At 64.0% G+C, this 16,436-nt stretch carries 14 protein-coding genes and 2 riboswitches; of the genes, 4 read left to right on the top strand and 10 right to left on the bottom strand.

The features are described from left to right. The 8 genes from BLW08_RS00425 to BLW08_RS00390 form a co-directional block, all read right to left on the bottom strand. Positions 1–2,313 carry an FdhF/YdeP family oxidoreductase gene (locus tag BLW08_RS00425; RefSeq protein WP_091322723.1) on the bottom strand — a complete coding sequence of 771 codons (2,313 nt, stop codon included), beginning with the start codon at positions 2,311–2,313 and terminating at the stop codon, positions 1–3. 51 nt (positions 2,314–2,364) lie between these two features. After that, positions 2,365–3,711 (bottom strand): molybdopterin molybdotransferase MoeA, encoded by a 1,347-nt coding sequence (locus BLW08_RS00420; protein WP_091322721.1) that lies wholly within the window; start codon positions 3,709–3,711, stop codon positions 2,365–2,367. Further along, a complete protein-coding gene (locus tag BLW08_RS00415) occupies positions 3,708–4,604 on the bottom strand; it encodes an NTP transferase domain-containing protein (RefSeq protein WP_091322720.1) in 897 nt (298 codons plus the stop codon). The genes BLW08_RS00420 and BLW08_RS00415 overlap by 4 nt, the downstream gene beginning before the upstream one ends. A gap of 42 nt (positions 4,605–4,646) precedes the next feature. Next, the gene (locus BLW08_RS00410) at positions 4,647–5,147 is read right to left on the bottom strand and encodes an HNH endonuclease (protein WP_014920921.1); all 501 of its coding nucleotides are present in this window, start codon (positions 5,145–5,147) and stop codon (positions 4,647–4,649) included. 217 nt (positions 5,148–5,364) lie between these two features. Then, positions 5,365–6,138, bottom strand: a complete 774-nt coding sequence (locus BLW08_RS00405; protein ID WP_090820422.1) for an NlpC/P60 family protein — start codon at positions 6,136–6,138, stop codon at positions 5,365–5,367. A 100-nt stretch (positions 6,139–6,238) separates the two neighbouring features. After that, entirely contained in the window at positions 6,239–6,919 is a 681-nt protein-coding gene (locus tag BLW08_RS00400; RefSeq protein ID WP_175538550.1) for a C40 family peptidase, read from the bottom strand. A 70-nt stretch (positions 6,920–6,989) separates the two neighbouring features. Further along, a riboswitch (cyclic di-AMP (ydaO/yuaA leader) is annotated at positions 6,990–7,157 on the bottom strand. Positions 7,158–7,295: 138 nt separating this feature from the next. After that, positions 7,296–8,126, bottom strand: coding sequence for a M23 family metallopeptidase (locus tag BLW08_RS00395; RefSeq protein WP_090820427.1), 831 nt, complete (start codon positions 8,124–8,126; stop codon positions 7,296–7,298). A gap of 4 nt (positions 8,127–8,130) precedes the next feature. After that, a riboswitch (cyclic di-AMP (ydaO/yuaA leader) is annotated at positions 8,131–8,372 on the bottom strand. Between the two features lie 195 nt (positions 8,373–8,567). Next, on the bottom strand, positions 8,568–9,263 hold the full coding sequence (locus tag BLW08_RS00390) for an iron-dependent transcriptional repressor DtxR (RefSeq protein WP_091322717.1): 696 nt from the start codon (positions 9,261–9,263) through the stop codon (positions 8,568–8,570). A 304-nt stretch (positions 9,264–9,567) separates the two neighbouring features. Between BLW08_RS00390 and serC the strand changes: the two genes are divergently transcribed. After that, positions 9,568–10,698, top strand: coding sequence for a phosphoserine transaminase (gene serC / locus BLW08_RS00385; protein ID WP_090820431.1), 1,131 nt, complete (start codon positions 9,568–9,570; stop codon positions 10,696–10,698). Positions 10,699–10,828: 130 nt separating this feature from the next. Here the strand turns inward: serC and BLW08_RS00380 are convergent, their stop codons facing one another. Together BLW08_RS00380 and BLW08_RS00375 are read right to left on the bottom strand one after the other, a co-directional pair. Then, positions 10,829–11,422: a DUF3027 domain-containing protein gene (locus BLW08_RS00380; RefSeq protein ID WP_091322716.1), complete on the bottom strand. Its 594-nt coding sequence runs from the start codon at positions 11,420–11,422 to the stop codon at positions 10,829–10,831. Between the two features lie 4 nt (positions 11,423–11,426). Next, complete coding sequence (locus BLW08_RS00375) at positions 11,427–11,810, bottom strand: cold-shock protein (protein WP_090820714.1); 384 nt, start codon at positions 11,808–11,810, stop codon at positions 11,427–11,429. A gap of 225 nt (positions 11,811–12,035) precedes the next feature. Between BLW08_RS00375 and BLW08_RS00370 the strand changes: the two genes are divergently transcribed. From BLW08_RS00370 to BLW08_RS00360, 3 genes are read left to right on the top strand one after another with little or no spacing between them, the layout of a single operon-like run. Continuing rightward, entirely contained in the window at positions 12,036–12,251 is a 216-nt protein-coding gene (locus BLW08_RS00370; protein WP_091322715.1) for a hypothetical protein, read from the top strand. A 53-nt stretch (positions 12,252–12,304) separates the two neighbouring features. Next, entirely contained in the window at positions 12,305–14,776 is a 2,472-nt protein-coding gene (locus tag BLW08_RS00365; RefSeq protein ID WP_090820437.1) for a helicase-associated domain-containing protein, read from the top strand. Then, positions 14,773–16,431 carry a DNA repair helicase XPB gene (locus BLW08_RS00360; protein WP_091322713.1) on the top strand — a complete coding sequence of 553 codons (1,659 nt, stop codon included), beginning with the start codon at positions 14,773–14,775 and terminating at the stop codon, positions 16,429–16,431. Before BLW08_RS00365 ends, BLW08_RS00360 begins: the two co-directional genes overlap by 4 nt. The last annotated feature ends 5 nt before the right edge of the window (positions 16,432–16,436 follow it).

The raw sequence follows: 16,436 nt of genomic DNA, 5'->3' as shown, positions 1-16,436 counted from the left end.
TCAGGATCCGCCTTCCAGGTTGGCATGCTTCTCGAAGCGCACGGTCATGGCCTTGTAGCCGGGAGTATTGGATTCCCTGGCCACCAGTTCGCGGTGCACCAAGGCGTTGGCTTCCGGGAAATAGGCTGCGGCGCACCCCTTTGCCGTGGGGTAGCCAATGAGGCGGAATCTGTTGGCCCGCCGTTCGGTTCCCGCGAACGTGGAGATCACATCTACCAGTTCGCGGTCCTGGAAGCCAAGTTCCTCCAGGTCTCCGGGGTGCACCAGGATGACCCGGCGGCCGTCGGAGACACCGCGGTAGCGATCGTCCAGGCCGTAGAAAGTGGTGTTGTATTGGTCGTGGCTGCGGACCGTTTGCAGGATCAGGTGGCCCTTGGGCGCTTCAAGGTATTCCAGGGGGCGCACAGAGAACCGTCCCTTGCCGATGTCCGTGGCGAAGGTGCGGGTGTCCCGGGGCGGGTTGGGCAGCACGAAACCATTTTTGGTGCGGACTCTGGCGTTGAAATCCTCAAAGCCGGGAATAACGCGGGAAATATGGTCGCGGATCACGTCGTAGTCCTCGGCCATGGCCCGCCAATCCACGCCGTGGTCATCACCCAGGGTGGCTTGCGCCATGCGGGCCACGATCACCGGTTCACTGAGCAAGTGCTCCGAGACCGGTTCCAGCCTTCCTTGCGTCTTGTGGATGACGGACATGGAGTCCTCCACGGACAGGAACTGTTTTCCCTTGGGATGTTTGTCGTCAGTGTCCGTGCGGCCCAGCGTGGGCAGGATCAACGACGTCTTGCCATGGACAATGTGGGCGCGGTTGGGCTTGGTGGAAATGTGGACGGTCAGCCCCGCCTTCCTGAGGCCCTCTTCCAGCGCTGCTGTGTCAGATCCGGCGGCTGCAAAGTTGCCGCCCATGGACACGAAGACATCCACTTCTCCCTTTTCCAAAGCGTGCTGGGTTTCCACAGAGTCGAAGCCGTGGTCCCGCGGCATCCGGAAGCCAAATTCGTGATCCAACGCGGCGAGGAACGATTCCTTGGGCTTCTCCCAGATACCCATGGTGCGGTCACCCTGCACATTCGAATGGCCACGGACCGGGCAGGCCCCTGCTCCACGTTTGCCGAAGTTGCCTTGGAGCAACAGCAGGTTGATGATTTCCCGCAAGGTATCCACCGAGTGCGGTTGCTGTGTCAGTCCCAGCGCCCAGCAGATGATGGTCGCCTTGGACGCCGCCATCATCCCGGCGGCGTTGGTGATTTCTTCCCGGGTGAGGCCCGTGGCCCGCTCGGTTTGGTCCCAGTCCAGCACCGAACGGGCTTCTTTATACGCTGCAAACCCTTCGGTCTGTTGCTCAATGAAGGAATGGTCGACGACGGTGCCCGGGTTGCGCTTCTCTTCCTCCAGGAGCAGGTGGCCCAGCGCCTGGAACAGCGCGAGGTCGCCGCCCACTTTGATCTGCAGGAATTCATCCGCGATGGTGGTGCCGCCGCCGATCACCCCGTTGAGGGACTGCGGATCCTTGAAGTTCAGCAGGCCTGCCTCTGGAAGTGGGTTGACGGCGATGATTTTGCCGCCGTTGTTCTTGCAGTCACGGAGGGCGGACAGCATGCGTGGGTGATTGGTTCCGGGGTTCTGGCCCACCACCAGGACCAACTGCGCGTGGTGAATGTCCTCCAGGGAGACAGTTCCCTTGCCGATCCCGATGGTGGGGTTGAGTGCACTGCCGGAGGATTCGTGGCACATGTTGGAGCAATCGGGGAGGTTGTTGGTGCCCAGGCTGCGCGCAAACAATTGGTACATGAAGGCGGTCTCGTTGGCCGTCCGCCCGGAAGTGTAGAACACGCACTTGTCAGGCGTGGTGGCGTTGATGTGTTCACCAATCAGGGCGAAAGCCTCAGTCCAGCTGATCGGCGAGTAGTGGGTGTCACCTGGTTTGATGACCACCGGCTCCGAGATCCTGCCCCGGTTTCCCAGCCAGTACTCCGTTTTGTTGTCAAGGTCAGCCAGTGAGTGCTCCGCCCAAAAAGCGGCCCCCACGGTCCGTGTGGTGCTTTCCTCAGCGATTGCCTTGGCACCGTTCTCGCAGAACTCGGCGGGACTGCGCCTGCCGGTGATGGATTCAGGCCACGCACACCCCGGGCAGTCGAAGCCGTCGTGCTGGTTGACCCGGAGCATGGAACGGACCGTCCGGGCCACGCCTGCCTGGGCATAGCCGCGTTCAAGGGCAACGGTGACGGCTTTAACGCCTGCCGCGGCTCGTTTTGGCGGGTGGACTTGCAGGTCATCTTCGTTGATGTCCTGTTCGGGAGCATGCCTGTTCATGAGTCCATCATTGCACTTTGTCCGCACCGGCCACGGCGGCCTGCCCGGCCCTCAGGCGTCCAGTGCGCTCCAGTCCACCGGGCCTGCCGGGGCCTTCTTCGTTTGCCTTGCCGGCGTCTTTCGAGGCTTATCCTCCGCGGACTTGGGCACCGGCAGCGGCTTGCCCCACGGCAGCGCGAAAGCCGGAACCAGCTCCCCCATCTGGGCTCCGTGGGGCGGCACCACCATGACACCATCCGCATGGGCCAGGCCGCGCATCATTCCAGGGCCTGCATGCTGCGTGGGTGAAGCCAGGCCGTACACCAGCTTGAACGGCATGAGGCGGGTCCGCCCGGGATCGGCATCGATCATTGCGCCGCAGGGAACTTCACGCACGTCCTCCAGGCTTGCGTGGCCCAGGGCAGCAAGCAACGGAGCGCCCACGGTGAACAGTGCCATCATCGCGGCCAACGGATTCCCCGGCAGCCCCAGCACAAACCGGCCATCCGGCAGTTCTGCGAGCACGGCGGGATGCCCCGGACGCATGGCGATGCCGTCAATCAGCAGACGGCCACCCAACTCTGCCACCGACTTCCGGAAGTGGTCAGTACCTGAGCGACCAGTACCACCGGTAGTAATAACGACGTCGGCCGGCGGCTCCATCTCCACGTTTGGCTCGTCCCCGGTGGGCTCAGTGTCCTGGAGCGCGGTAATCCATTCCCCGTAGCTGTCCCCCACCCGGAGCTGCTCTCCTGCGATTCCTCCCAGGAGTTCCACCACCGCACCCAATTGCGGTCCGAAGGTATCCCGGACCTGCCCCGGCAGGGGAACGCCCTGGGCCACTACCTCGGCACCCGTCAGCAGGAACCTGACCAATGGCTTGCCCAGAACATCCAGATGATCCAGGCCGGCAAGCGCTGCCAACGCAATGTGCGCCGGGTTCAACACCGTGCCGGCTTTGAGCAGCACCTCCCCTTCAGCGGCCTCTTCGGCAGCCCTGCGGATGTGTTGTCCGTTGCGGGGCTCCCCTGGCTTGGCGGCGCCACCCAGCGCAAGGACCGGCAGGCCGTCGTCGTCCGTCGTGATGGTGCCGCTTTCACTGCGCAGAACGGCCTTGGCTCCGGGAGGTATCAGCCCGCCAGTAACAATGGGACTGGCTTGGTGCGGTGCGAGGCGCTGCCCGGGCTCACTGAGAATCCACGGACCGCTGCCGTTGACGGCCCAGCCGTCCATGGCAGAGGAGGCATAGTGGGGCATGTCCTGCACTGCCACTGCGTCCGACGCCAAGGTGCGGCCCACCGCTGCGCTGAGCTGCACCGGGCCCGGCGGAATGGGAGTGGCAACCTCAAACGCACGCTCCCGGGCCTCATGCCACGTGTGTGCCGCGTGGTGGCCGCCCTTGCCGGGGGCCTCCGTCATTCGGCGTCAGTCCCATTCTCCGCGTAGTCCTTGGCAACTTTGCGGGCCAGTTCCAAGGCAGCATTCATGGACGCATCATCGCTTGCCTGGCCGATGCCGCGCGCCATGCCGGCGGCATATCCGGCGATGAACGTGGTCAGCGGCGCCGCGGGCCGCACTACCGAATGCGCAGCGACTCCCGCCACGGCCAGGACCTGGTTGACGTCCACGTCAACGCCCTCAAGCTCGAAGGCCTGCAGCAGTGTGCGGCACCATTCCTCGAGTGTCTCTTCCTGGCTCTTCACGTCCGCCTCCAACTCGTAGTCAATGCCCAGGGCCGCAGCGTCTTCCCACGTATCCACGTCAGCCGTGGAGCCTGCGGGGACAGCTACGTCCAGCACGTTCAGCCTAGCAAGCAGCCGGAACACTGAAGAGTTCGTTAACCCGGAACCTTCTGAAGCTACGGCCACTTCCCGTTCCAGGGCAGCCGTACTGTAGGCCCCCAGGAGCGGCTGCTTGCGCCCGTCTACGGAAACCGCCATGGCCCCCTCGCTGCCAGGGTGTACTGCAAGTGCATCCCTCAGAAGCGCCACTCCCCGGGAGGCATGAGGCATGTCGCAGGCCAGGACCAGCGTCCATGGAGCACCCGGACCGCCGGCCTTCAGCGCAGCCATTCCCGCCGCTATCGCAGCGGCCGGCCCCGCGAAGGGCGGGTCCTCCCGCGCCTGCAGAACGCCTTGCGGCAACGGCTCGTCCGGTGACCTTGGCCCCACAACGACTACCGCTGAGGCACCCCGGACTGCCTTAAGGGCATGCGAAAGGAGCGTGGCGCCGTCGTACATCAGCGATGGCTTGGGCACGCCACCGAGGCGGGTGGCCCGGCCACCCGCCAGAATGACGGCGTTGAACTCCATCCGCCCAGATTACCCGGGCATCCGGGGCTCAGCAGAAATCGATCAGGCAGCGGATTCCGGCAAAAGGAACGGGTCCCAGTCCGGCGCAGGTTTCTCGAGTTCTTTGATCTGCCACATGGTTCCCTGGGGCACGCCTGGCTTGAAACGGAGTTTCCAACCCATTTCAGCCAACGTATGGTCGCTCTTGGCGTTGTTGCATTTCAAGCACGCCGCAACCAGGTTTTCCCAGGAATCCGCGCCGCCCCTGGATTTGGGGTGGACGTGGTCTATGGTGTGGGCTGTTTTCCCGCAGTAGGCGCAGCGGTGACCGTCGCGGCGAAGCACTCCGCGGCGACTCACGGCTGTAATCCTGTTGTATCTGGGGCGGATGTAGCGGTTAAGGAGGATCACGGATGGTCGTCCGAGAATCTCCTGTGGCCCGACGACAGGCTCGTCGCCTTCGGCCACTACGCTTGCTTTCCCAGTCAGCACAAGGACCAGCGCCCGGCGGAATGTTATTACCGCCAGCGGTTCATATCCAGCATTCAGAACGAGTGTGCGCATGCACGTACCTCTTCACGGCCGCACCCGTCAGGGGCACGAGGGCCGGCTGCCCTCTGCTTGTACGGGCTGTGGATCGACACCATAAGGGTAAGCACTTGTATGCCGTATCAACGAATTTTTCTGTCGTTTCGCTCACAGTGTCGGCAAGTGTTCATGCGTGGTTAAAGCAGAACACCCCGCCGGCATCAGCCTGCGGGGTGTTTCTGAAAGTGTTGAATCAGCCGTTGACTCGAATGAAAACCGGGCCGGAGCCGACGTTTACGCTGAACAGTGCCGTGGTGGATCCGTTCCATCCACCGTGGACTGCCATGCCGTTGCCGACGTAAACAGCGATGTGAGCCTGTCCGGCCAAACCACCATTGGCGTAGTAGGCGAGGTCACCGGGCTGCGCTTCTGCTGCACTGACCGTACGGCCGAGGGAGAGGTAGCCGGCCGGCCAGTCGTGGAAGTTGATGCCGACGGCGGCCAGGGAGTTGGTCACCAGCATGGTGCAGTCCTGGGTTACGCCGAGCTGGGCGTAGGCGGCGGCGGCAATTGCTGCGCCGAGGCCGCTGGAGGCTGCGGGGGCTTTGGCTGCCGGGGCTGCGGTGTTGACGGCAAGAGTCGCGTTGCCGGCGGTCGCCGTGCTCTCCGCTGCCTTAGTGGTTTCAACCTTGGCAGCTGCCTTCTTCACCACGGGAGCCGGGGCTTCCACCGTGGTAACCACGGGGCGCTCGTAAGAAATGGCAACCGTGGAATCCGCGGCGATGGTGGACTGGACTACCGACTGAACGTCCAGCGCTGTGGTGGACGTGGATTCGCGGTCCACGTTGGTGTCCGCAGCGTTGGCGGCTACGGAACCGGTCAGAACCAGGCCCGAAGCTGCGGCAATAACTGCAGCCTGGCGGCCAACGCCACCGGCGTTGTCGCTGACGGCCTTGGCAATGACGGCAAGCGAGCTGGTCTTGGGAGCCTCAGCGCGATGCCGTGCAACCTTGTGTGCACTGGTCATGATTTTCTCTTTTCGTATCCGCGTGCAGTTGGGGTACACGCGGCTGATCGGTGCGCCAGCACTTGGGGGGCATGCTGGCGAACCTCGAACCGGATAGTTTCTAGCGGAGGGTGAAGAAGGAGGACGTGCCCGTGGAGGCCGCCGAGTGCAGGAGCGTGCCCTGGCTGGGGTTCAAAGCGCTGATCATCATGCCGTTGCCGACGTAGATTCCCACGTGGGCTCCGCCGTTCTGCATGACCAGGTCACCGGGGGCAGGCGTGCTGGTGGGCTTCATCGCCGTCCAGGCGTTGACGCGGGGGATGCTGATGCCGGCCTGGGCGTAGACCCACTGCGTGAAGCCGGAGCAATCCCAGCCGTTGGGTGTGGTGCCGCCCCAAACGTACGGGTGGCCGATGCCGGTGTAAGCGATGGCAGCGAGGCCGGAAGCTGCGGCGCTTGCTGCAGAATCCTTGGCTTCGGAGGACTTCGCTGTAACAGCGCCTGCGGTTTCCTGCGTGCCGTTAGCCGTGGACCGCTGGGTGGTCTGCGATGCACGCTGGACAACCTTGGGGGCTTCCTTGGTAGCCACGACGGGGCTCTCAAAGGAAACGGTGGCTGTGGGCTCCGCGGTGACGACGGCGGTGGTGACCATCTGCTGGGTGCTGGAGGCTTCCGACTTGGAGACGTCGGTGTCGGCTGCCTGTGCGGGCAAACCAACGCTGAGGACGAGGCCTGAGGCTGCTGCCAGAACGACGGCCTGACGGCCAACGGTACCGGCGTTTGATGAAACAGCCTTGGACAGAGTGTTCAAGGGGTTCGTACGAACCGATTCAGCGCGGTGGCGCGCAGGGGTAGTGCGTGATGACACGTAGGTAGCCTCTCCCAATGCCTGCGAGGTGAGCTGTCGGATTCGGATGGGAGTCATCCGGCCGCGCTGCTTCAAGGAAGCTTTGCGACTTAACCCCAAGGCCTTCTTTCGAAGACCAGAAGTGGTTCCCCCGCCCCTGCCAGACGATTTATGCGAACGGACCTTGAGCGGTGGCAGAGCTAGGCAATCCACTCAAGTGCACCGGCCCCCTAAAAAGCCGATGCGCTTTGTACGGTACAACAGTTGGACGCGAATGTCACATTCAGGTCACGGGGTGTGTCACGAATGCGAGAGACAACCATCAACTGGCTTAGAGCCAGCCCATGGGATCGACAACTTCGCCGTTGACCTGGACCTCAAAGTGGAGGTGGCAGCCGGTGGAAGCGCCCGTGGTGCCGCTCAGCGCGACGGTATCGCCACGGCTGACAGTCTGGCCCACCTTGACGGTGAAGGACGACAGGTGGTTGTACGTGGTCTCCAGGCCGTTGCCGTGGTCTACCACCACGCGGTTGCCTCCGCCGTACTCGTGCCATCCCGCAAAGGTGACTTTTCCGCTGGCGGCTGCATGGACGGCCGTGCCGCACTGGGCAACGAAGTCCTGGCCACGGTGGAAGTCCCCGGCACCGCCGGTGAGGGGGCTGACGCGGTAGCCAAAGGGTGAAGCCGTGGTCAGCGTGTCAAGGGGGCTGGCCATGGTGCCTGCCGATGATGCCCGCTGAATGCTGCCCGCGGACTGCGCGCTGAGCAGCTGCTTCAGCTTGCCGTCGGGATCTGCGGCAGTAGCCACCGCGGCACGGCTGAAGTCGATTTTGGCCGATGCAGCCGCGGAAACCTCGGGCTGGCTGCCACCGGTGACCGCAAGAGCGGATTCGGTCTGGCCCAGTTCAGAAGTGGCCATAACGGGGCTCGTGGCCGGCAGACCGACAGTCAGGGCGAGCCCGGTGGCGGCAAGCGCAACTCCGGCCTTCTGCCCTACACCACTGGCTGCGGCGAAGTCGGCTACCTGGCGCAACGGGCTCTTACGGCGGCGCACCTGGCGTTCGGTGTCGCGTGGCCGGATCTCCGATACGACGCGGGCTGGCCGCAGCTCAGCAGCGGGGCCGGACGCGCGGCGGCGGCCCCTGACGTTCTGCGATGTCAAACTCTGTTCCTCTCTAAAAAGCCTGCGAAGTTAGCTGTCGGATTCGGGTCAGAGAGTTCAAAGACCCGGTCCGCACGAGGCGCTCACGACACACAGGTATCCCAGGAGGGACTAGCGTAAGTGGGCACTTCTGCTGCGGACTTCACCCCAAGGCTGCTTCTTTAGACAGCCGCTTGTGGTTCCCCCGCCTCTGCCAGTGGTGGATGACACACCTGATCCGCTGGCAGAGCTCGGCTCCGGATCAGGTAACGCTTTGGTATCGGCGCTAGTAGATAACTATAGGGGATTAAAGCCCTTAGTAATAAATTCGTTATCAACAGAAACGCGGATGTACTGAGAGGCCCTTATCATCATTTGCGGAAAACCGCAGGTCACACGCGCGCCAAGGGCGCAAAAGTGAGATATGCCACGACGCGGCAGTAGGGGTAAGCCGGAAACCCGTCAGCCGACAGAGACGAAGACGTGGGCAGCTACCTCGGGAGGCAGCTCCAAAGCACCTTCGATGCCGGGAACCCGCACGGAGATGTACTCCCCCACGCGTTCCAGCGAAACCGAGGCGCCGGGCCGGATTCCGCCTTCATCCAATTGGGTGAGGAGTTCAGGTTCCACCTGGATGGGTTCCGCCAGGCGGGTGACCGCCACGCGGGAATCGGTGGCATAGCCTTCCATGGCCTGCAGCAGGTTGACGTCCAGCCGGGGAAACGCCTGGCTGGCAAGGCCACCGAGGGCTTCCAGTCCCGGGATGGGGTTGCCGTAAGGAGATTCAGTGGGGTGCTCCAGGAGTTCATACAGCCGGCGCTCCACCCGCTCGCTCATCACGTGCTCCCAGCGACACGCTTCATCGTGGACATAGGCCCAGTCCAGTCCGATCACGTCAGCCAGCAGGCGCTCGGCAAGGCGGTGCTTACGCATGACCTCGGTGGCGCGCTTCCGCCCAACCTCAGTCAATTCCAGGTGTCGATCGTTCGAGACGATCACCAGGCCGTCGCGTTCCATGCGTCCGATGGTCTGCGAGACTGTGGGGCCGGAGTGGCGCAGGCGCTCGGCGATGCGGGCCCTGAGTGCCACAATGTTCTCTTCTTCAAGCTCCAAAATGGTCCGAAGATACATCTCAGTGGTATCGATCAGATCCGTCATCCAGCTCAGCTCTCCTCGAACGCAGTTCCTTGCGTAATCTCCACCGTACAGCGTCCTCTGCCGGGGAGGCCGGTGTGCACCGCCGCCCCATGAACGCCAACCCCCAGCCTAGCTTATTTGGAATTACTCTGGATAATTCCGGTCGCATATGGTTCGTATCCTGAGCGGAGACGTTCCACGTAGCGGACTATGAAGGCCGCAGGTTCCTGCGCGCGGGCCGTGTCAGGCAGAATTGGGGTGTCGAAGGGGCAGTTGATGCCCCATGCCACCTCCCATCTCTAGCCGACACCCATTGGAGCGCCACGTGAGCGACAACAGCATCACCATTCCCGCCGATCTCCTGCCCAAGGACGGACGCTTCGGCGCTGGACCGTCCAAGGTTCGCCCGGAACAGATCGAGGCGCTGTCTGCAGCATCGTCCACTATTCTCGGCACTTCCCACCGCCAGGCTCCCGTCAAGAACCTGGTGGGTTCGGTCCGTGAAGGACTCAGCGAGTTCTTCCGTGCTCCCGAAGGCTACGAGGTAGTCCTGGGCGTCGGGGGATCCACCGCTTTCTGGGACGTCGCCGCATTCGGCCTGGTGGAAAAAAAGGCACAGCACCTTTCCTTCGGCGAGTTTGGTTCGAAGTTTGCCGCCGCCACCAACAAGGCACCGTTCCTGGACGCGTCCTCCATCATCAAAGCCGAGCCCGGCACCCGCCCGGTGGCGCAGGCCGAAGCCGGTGTTGACGTTTACGCCTGGCCCCAGAACGAAACGTCAACTGGCGTCGCCGCTCCCGTGAAGCGGGTCCAGGGTGCTGACGAAGGCTCCCTCGTCCTGGTGGACGCCACCTCAGCGGCCGGTGGCCTGGACGTGGACGTTGCGGAGTCGGACGTCTACTACTTCGCTCCGCAGAAGAACTTCGCCTCCGATGGCGGCCTGTGGCTTGGCCTCTTCTCCCCTGCCGCGCTGGAACGCGCTGCACGCGTCAAGGCAAGTGGCCGCTGGATTCCGGACTTCCTGGATCTGCAGACCGCAATCGACAACTCCAAACTGAACCAGACGTACAACACGCCTTCGCTGTCCACGCTGGTAACGCTGGACGCCCAGGTGCAGTGGCTCAACAGCAATGGCGGGCTGGACTTCGCGAGCAAGCGCACGGCAGACTCCGCCAACCGGATCTACTCCTGGGCTGAGGCTTCGGAGTACGCAACGCCGTTCGTTGCCAAGGCCGAGGACCGCTCCAACGTCATTGCCACCATTGACTTTGATGACTCCATTGACGCCGCGGCCATCGCAAAGGTCCTGCGCGCCAACGGTGTGGTGGATACCGAGCCTTACCGCAAGCTTGGCCGTAACCAACTGCGCATCGCAACGTTTGTGGCCATCGAGCCGGACGACGTTTCCGCTCTGCTTGCCAGCATCGACTACGTGGTGGGCGAACTGAAGAAGTAGCGCCGGGCGCGGCTTCCGCGCGTGGTTTGGGTCGGCGTCGTTCGGGTATTTCTCCGAACGGCGCCGACGCCGTTTAAGCTGCGTGGCGGATTACGACGCCGGCCGCCGGACCGATGCAACCGGAGGGCTGCTACTTAGCCCCGGCCTGGTCAGCGTCATCGCTTTCATCGGCTTCTTCATCATCCTCTGACCCAGCGGGCTCGGTGGCCTCGTCTTCGGCGGCCTGCACGGACTCTTCCGTGACGTCCCCGACCGTCTCCTCCACCAAAGGTGTTTCATCCTCGGGACGGACTCGCTTGGCCCACGGCACCCATTCCGGGGCCAGGATGGATTCTTCGGACGGGAGCAGGCCGAGCTCGCTCACTGTCACGATTTTGGAGCGTGAATTGCGCGTCACCACGGCGTACCACTGCCAGCCGCCGTAGCCGGCAAGCCTGGACTCGAAGAGATGGGTGACCACGCGATCACCCTCCGATTTGGCACCGAGGTGCGCCCCGACTTCGCCCGGGTTGGCGATGCCTTCAACTGCTTCCCTGGCAACATCGACGGCGGCCGCGAGGAAGGCGTCCGGCTTACCGGTGCGCCACACGGGCAAGCCGGCGCGCGACTTGGCCGCCACCGGCTTCCGCGCGGGGATTCCCCCGTTTTCAGGAGCCTGGGCAGCGTCAGGGCCAGCCTGCGCGTCCCTTCCGGCCTTTGTGTCCTGTGCGGATTCCGATGTCATGGTCCTAGGCTTCCAGCTCGTCGGCAACCTTGCGCAGCGCCATGCTGATGGCCTTGGCCTTGTTTCCGTCGGGGTACTTGCCGGAGGACAGCGAACCGGAGAGGTTATCCAGTACGGTCACCAGGTCCTGCACCATGGGTGCCAGGTCCTTGGCGTTCATGCGCTTGGCTTTGGCGATGGACGGCGTCTTTTCCAGGACACGCAACCCCAGCGCCTGGGCTCCGCGGCGGCCATCGGCCACGCCGAACTCCACGCGGGTCCCAGCTTTGAGCTCCGTTACTCCTGCGGGCAGGGACGTTTTGGGCAGGAATACTTCCTGGCCGTCCTCAGCCGCGAGGAATCCGAAGCCTTTTTCCTTGTCATACCACTTGACCTTGCCGGTAGGCACGTAATCAACCTTCTTCGTTCTTGCTGTGGGAGACACGTCGGGCCGGTCACCGCATCCGCAGGGTTCTGCGGGATCGAGAGTGACAGCCCGGTCCGTGTTGGTCTGTTCCTTCAAGGTTATCCTGCCGGACCCCCTATTCCCGCTTTGTCGCCACCACGCAGTACCCGAAGCACACCAGCGGCCAGCCGTGCATCCCCTTCGGGTGCTGCTGCTAGCGTTGTGGGCATGACTTCCCCGGGTTACCGCCGCCCCCTCATGATCATTGCCGCCGTCATCGCCGCCATGTCGTTGGCCGCAGTTGCGGCGGTCATGGTGGTTGCCCTCAGCGGCGGCGCAACGCCGGCCTGGGTTACCTCCACAGCTCTCTACGGCCTGCCCGTCGCCTTCATGCTCGCGGCAATCCTGGTGCTGGACGCCATCCGCCAGCGCCGCCGGCAGTAACCACCCGCCCCACGGACAGGCACGAGCGGCCGCGGGGCGGTAACGTTGGATTGATGTCCCTTATTCGCGCGCTCAGCAAGGAACTGGAAGCGCGCAGCGACAATTCGCTGCGGGCTTTGTTTGCCGCGCGACCGGACCTCATCTCCCCCATGGCACCGGACTTTGCAGCTTTGGCTGCCCGGGCGAGCGCCCGCGTCAGTGTCCAGCGGGCCCTGGAACGCCTGAACAAGCCGGAAATGCAGGTCCTGGAGACACTCCATCTGTGTACCAATGCGGATACCGGCCACAGCATTTCTGCGGCCGGGCTGAAGAAGGTCATTGCAGGATCCACCCTGTCGGCGTTGGACCCGATCCTGGCCAAGCTGCAGGAATTGGCGCTGATACACCGGGCTGATCCACCCGCGGGTTCCCCCGCTACGTCGTCCCGTCAGCGCTTTTACCTTCCAGTGGGCAGCCTCAAGGACGTCATCGGCATCTACCCGGCCGGCCTCGGCAGGAGCTATACGGAACTGGTCAGGCTGCAGCCGGCCTTCGCCCAGCGGGTAGTACAACTGGTGGCTGAACTCCATCAGAGCGGCGCCGGCATCCACCCCGCCAGCACGCCGATGGATGCCGCCTTGGCACTCCAACGCTGGACGTCCACTCCCGAAAACCTGCGCACCATCCTGGCCTCGGCACCGGAACGGACCATTGGACTGCTGGATAAGTTCGGCAGCTGGGCCATGGGCGCAGTACCCCAAGCCCAGCGGCGGGCGTCCGTCACCCACGAGAGCAACGACGTCGGACCCATCGACTGGCTGCTGGCGCGCGGCCTGCTGGTTCCCCTGGACGCCGGCCATGTTGAACTGCCACACAGCGTGGGGCTCGCCCTGCGTGGCGGCGCAATAGTGGATGACTTCACGCTGGCCCCACCCGTTCCTGAGCTCGGACACACGAGTGCCGCCCTGCGCCGCAACGCCGCCATGGGCGCCATTGCCGAGATCCTGCGACTGACCGGTGAGCTGCTGTTCGCGGTGCGGGAACAGCCCCTCGCTACGCTCAGGAGCGGCGGCGTAGGCGTGCGCGAGCTGCGGCGCCTGGCCGAATCCATCCGTTTGGGCGCGCATGAGACGGCTGTCCTCCTTGAGCTGTGTGCCATGGCAGGGCTGTTGCGCCTGGACGTCGACAACTCCACCTGGGTGCAGCCGCCGTCTCTTGAATGGCTCACCCTGCCCCGGCAGGAGCAGTGGCTGTGGCTGGTCAATGCGTGGCTGGCCAGCGAGCGCGCGCCGTCTCTGGTGGGCCAGCCGCTGACGGGGCCGGCGTCGTCGGCCGCGCACCAGGGTGCCGCCGGTACCACCATCAACGCGTTGTCCGCCGAGGCGCAGAGGCCCGATGCCCCTGTGGTCCGCCGGAGGGTCCTGGAAATCCTGAACGAGCTGACGGTGGAAGCCGCCGCCCCGGACGGCAAAGCACCGGTCCTGGACGCCCGGGCCGTCCTGCAGCGGGCCGAATGGGCACAGCCGCGGATGTCGCGCCGATTCAGTTCACTGGTCCGCGGCATCCTCGAGGAAGCCACGCTTCTGGGCCTGATGGGCTCCGGTGCCCTGACCCAATTGGGTTCGGCCATTGCCGATGCGCAGCCTGATCAAGCCATCACCATCCTGGGTGAGCATTTGCCCGCCGCTGTGAACCACATCCTGCTGCAGGCCGACCTCACGGCAGTGGCGCCCGGGTACTTGGCGCCGGAACTCAGCGAAACGCTGCTCCTGATGGCCGACGCCGAAGGCCAGGGCCCAGCCTCGATCTACCGGTTCTCAGCCGGCACCATCCGCAGGGCGCTCGACGCCGGACAGGATGCGGAGTCGCTGTTGGCGTTCCTCCGTGAGCATTCCGCTACGGACGTGCCCCAGCCCTTGGCCTACCTCATCCAGGACACCTCGTCCCGGCATGGCCGGCTCCGGATCAGCACGAGTGCCAGCTACATCCAAAGTGATGACGAAACCGCCATCAGCGACCTCTTGAACGAGGCCCGTACGTCGGCTTTGAGCCTGGTGCGCATCGCGCCCACCGTGCTGACCTCTTCGGCCAGCCCCCGCGAAACTGCGCGCGTCCTGCGTGAGCTGGGACTGTCGCCTGCCGTACAGGAGGCCGAGCCCGCCGTCGTGCGTTTCAAGCGGACCACAGCCGCCCCGGGGAGCGCCCGCCCGGTATATACCGCGCCGCGGACGGCTCCGCCGGACGACGACGTCGAGGCACAGCTTTCAGTCTTGCGGCAGCACCGCGGCGTCCCGGCCGAAGCGACGGGCGAAGCGTCAACGCAACTGGGCCTTGAGACGCTGCAAACGGCGATCCGGCTCAAACAGGCCGTCACCATGAATGTGGTGGATAGCCTGGGGAATTCCAATACTGAAACTGTTGTTCCTGTATCCGTGTCCGGTGGACGCGTCAGGGTATTCGATCCCGCCAAGGATACCGAGCGGGTGTTGTCGATTCACAGGATCATCGATGTGGAACCCGCAGGAGAAGTGAGGATTCAACAGTGACCGACGGTCCGCTGATCGTACAAAGTGACAAAACCATCCTGCTGGAAGTCGACCACGAGCTCGCCACAGAAGCACGGCATGCCATCGCTGCGTTCGCGGAACTGGAACGCGCTCCGGAACACATGCACAGCTACCGGCTGACCCCGTTGGGGCTCTGGAATGCCCGGGCCGCAGGGCTGGATGCCGAGCAGGTGCTGGACACCTTGCTGAAGTACTCCCGCTTTCCGGTGCCGCACGCCCTGCTGATCGACATCGAAGAAACAATGTCCCGCTATGGCCGCCTGCGGCTTGAGAAGGATCCCAAGCACGGACTGGTGATGCGGACCGACGACTACCCCGTGCTGGAGGAGGTCATCCGCGCCAAGAAAATCGCCCCGCTGCTGGGGCCCCGGATCGATGGCGAAACCGTGGTGGTCCATTCCTCCCAGCGCGGGCAGCTGAAACAGTTGCTCCTGAAATTGGGGTGGCCGGCCGAAGACTTGGCCGGTTACGTCGACGGGCAGCCGCACCTGATCATGCTGGACGAAAGCGGCTGGCAGTTGCGTCCCTACCAAAAACTGGCCACGGAGAACTTCTGGGCCGGCGGCAGCGGGGTCGTCGTGCTTCCCTGCGGCGCCGGCAAGACGCTGGTGGGTGCGGCAGCCATGGCCACGTCCTCCACCACCACCCTGATCCTGGTCACCAATACCGTCTCTGCGCGGCAGTGGAAGGACGAACTGCTCAAGCGGACATCGTTGAGCGAGGACGAGATTGGCGAATACTCCGGAGCCGTCAAGGAAGTCCGGCCCGTCACCATTGCCACGTACCAGGTCCTGACCACCAAGCGGGGTGGGCTCTACCCGCACCTGGAACTCGTGGACGGACATGACTGGGGACTCATCATCTACGACGAAGTCCACCTTCTGCCCGCCCCGATCTTCCGGATGACCGCGGACCTGCAGGCCCGGCGTCGGCTCGGCCTTACGGCCACCTTGGTGCGGGAGGACGGCCGGGAAGGCGAAGTGTTCAGCCTGATCGGACCCAAGCGGTACGACGCACCGTGGAAGGACATCGAAGCACAGGGCTACATCGCTCCCGCGGACTGTGTGGAAGTCCGCGTGGACCTCCCCAGGGACGAGCGCGTTGCCTACGCCATGGCCGACGACGCCGACAAGTACCGGCTCTGTGCTACCTCCGAAACCAAAACACATTTGGTGGAGCAGTTGGTGGCCGTCCACAAGGGTGAGCAATTGCTGGTGATTGGCCAGTACATCGACCAGCTCGACGAGATCGCAGAGCGGCTGGACGCTCCCCTCATCAAGGGCGAAACCAGCGTCAAGGCACGGCAGAAACTCTTCGATGCCTTCCGCAAGGGCGAGATCCACACTCTGGTGGTGTCCAAGGTGGCCAACTTCTCCATCGACCTTCCCGAAGCCTCTGTGGCCATCCAGGTATCGGGCTCCTTCGGCTCACGCCAGGAGGAGGCCCAACGACTTGGACGGCTCCTGCGGCCCAAGAAGGACGGGCGTGCGGCCAGGTTCTATTCCCTGGTTGCCCGCGACACCTTGGACCAGGACTTTGCTGCCAAGCGCCAACGCTTCCTGGCCGAACAGGGTTACGCCTACCGGATCATGGATGCCAAGGATGTGGGTAAGGACGTCGAGCACGAACAGTAGGCCCG

Origin of the sequence: Arthrobacter sp. cf158, assembly GCF_900106835.1 — a bacterium.
GTDB lineage: Bacteria > Actinomycetota > Actinomycetes > Actinomycetales > Micrococcaceae > Arthrobacter.
Note: the sequence above shows the minus strand (reverse complement) of the source record. Positions and strands in the feature narration are given on the sequence as shown.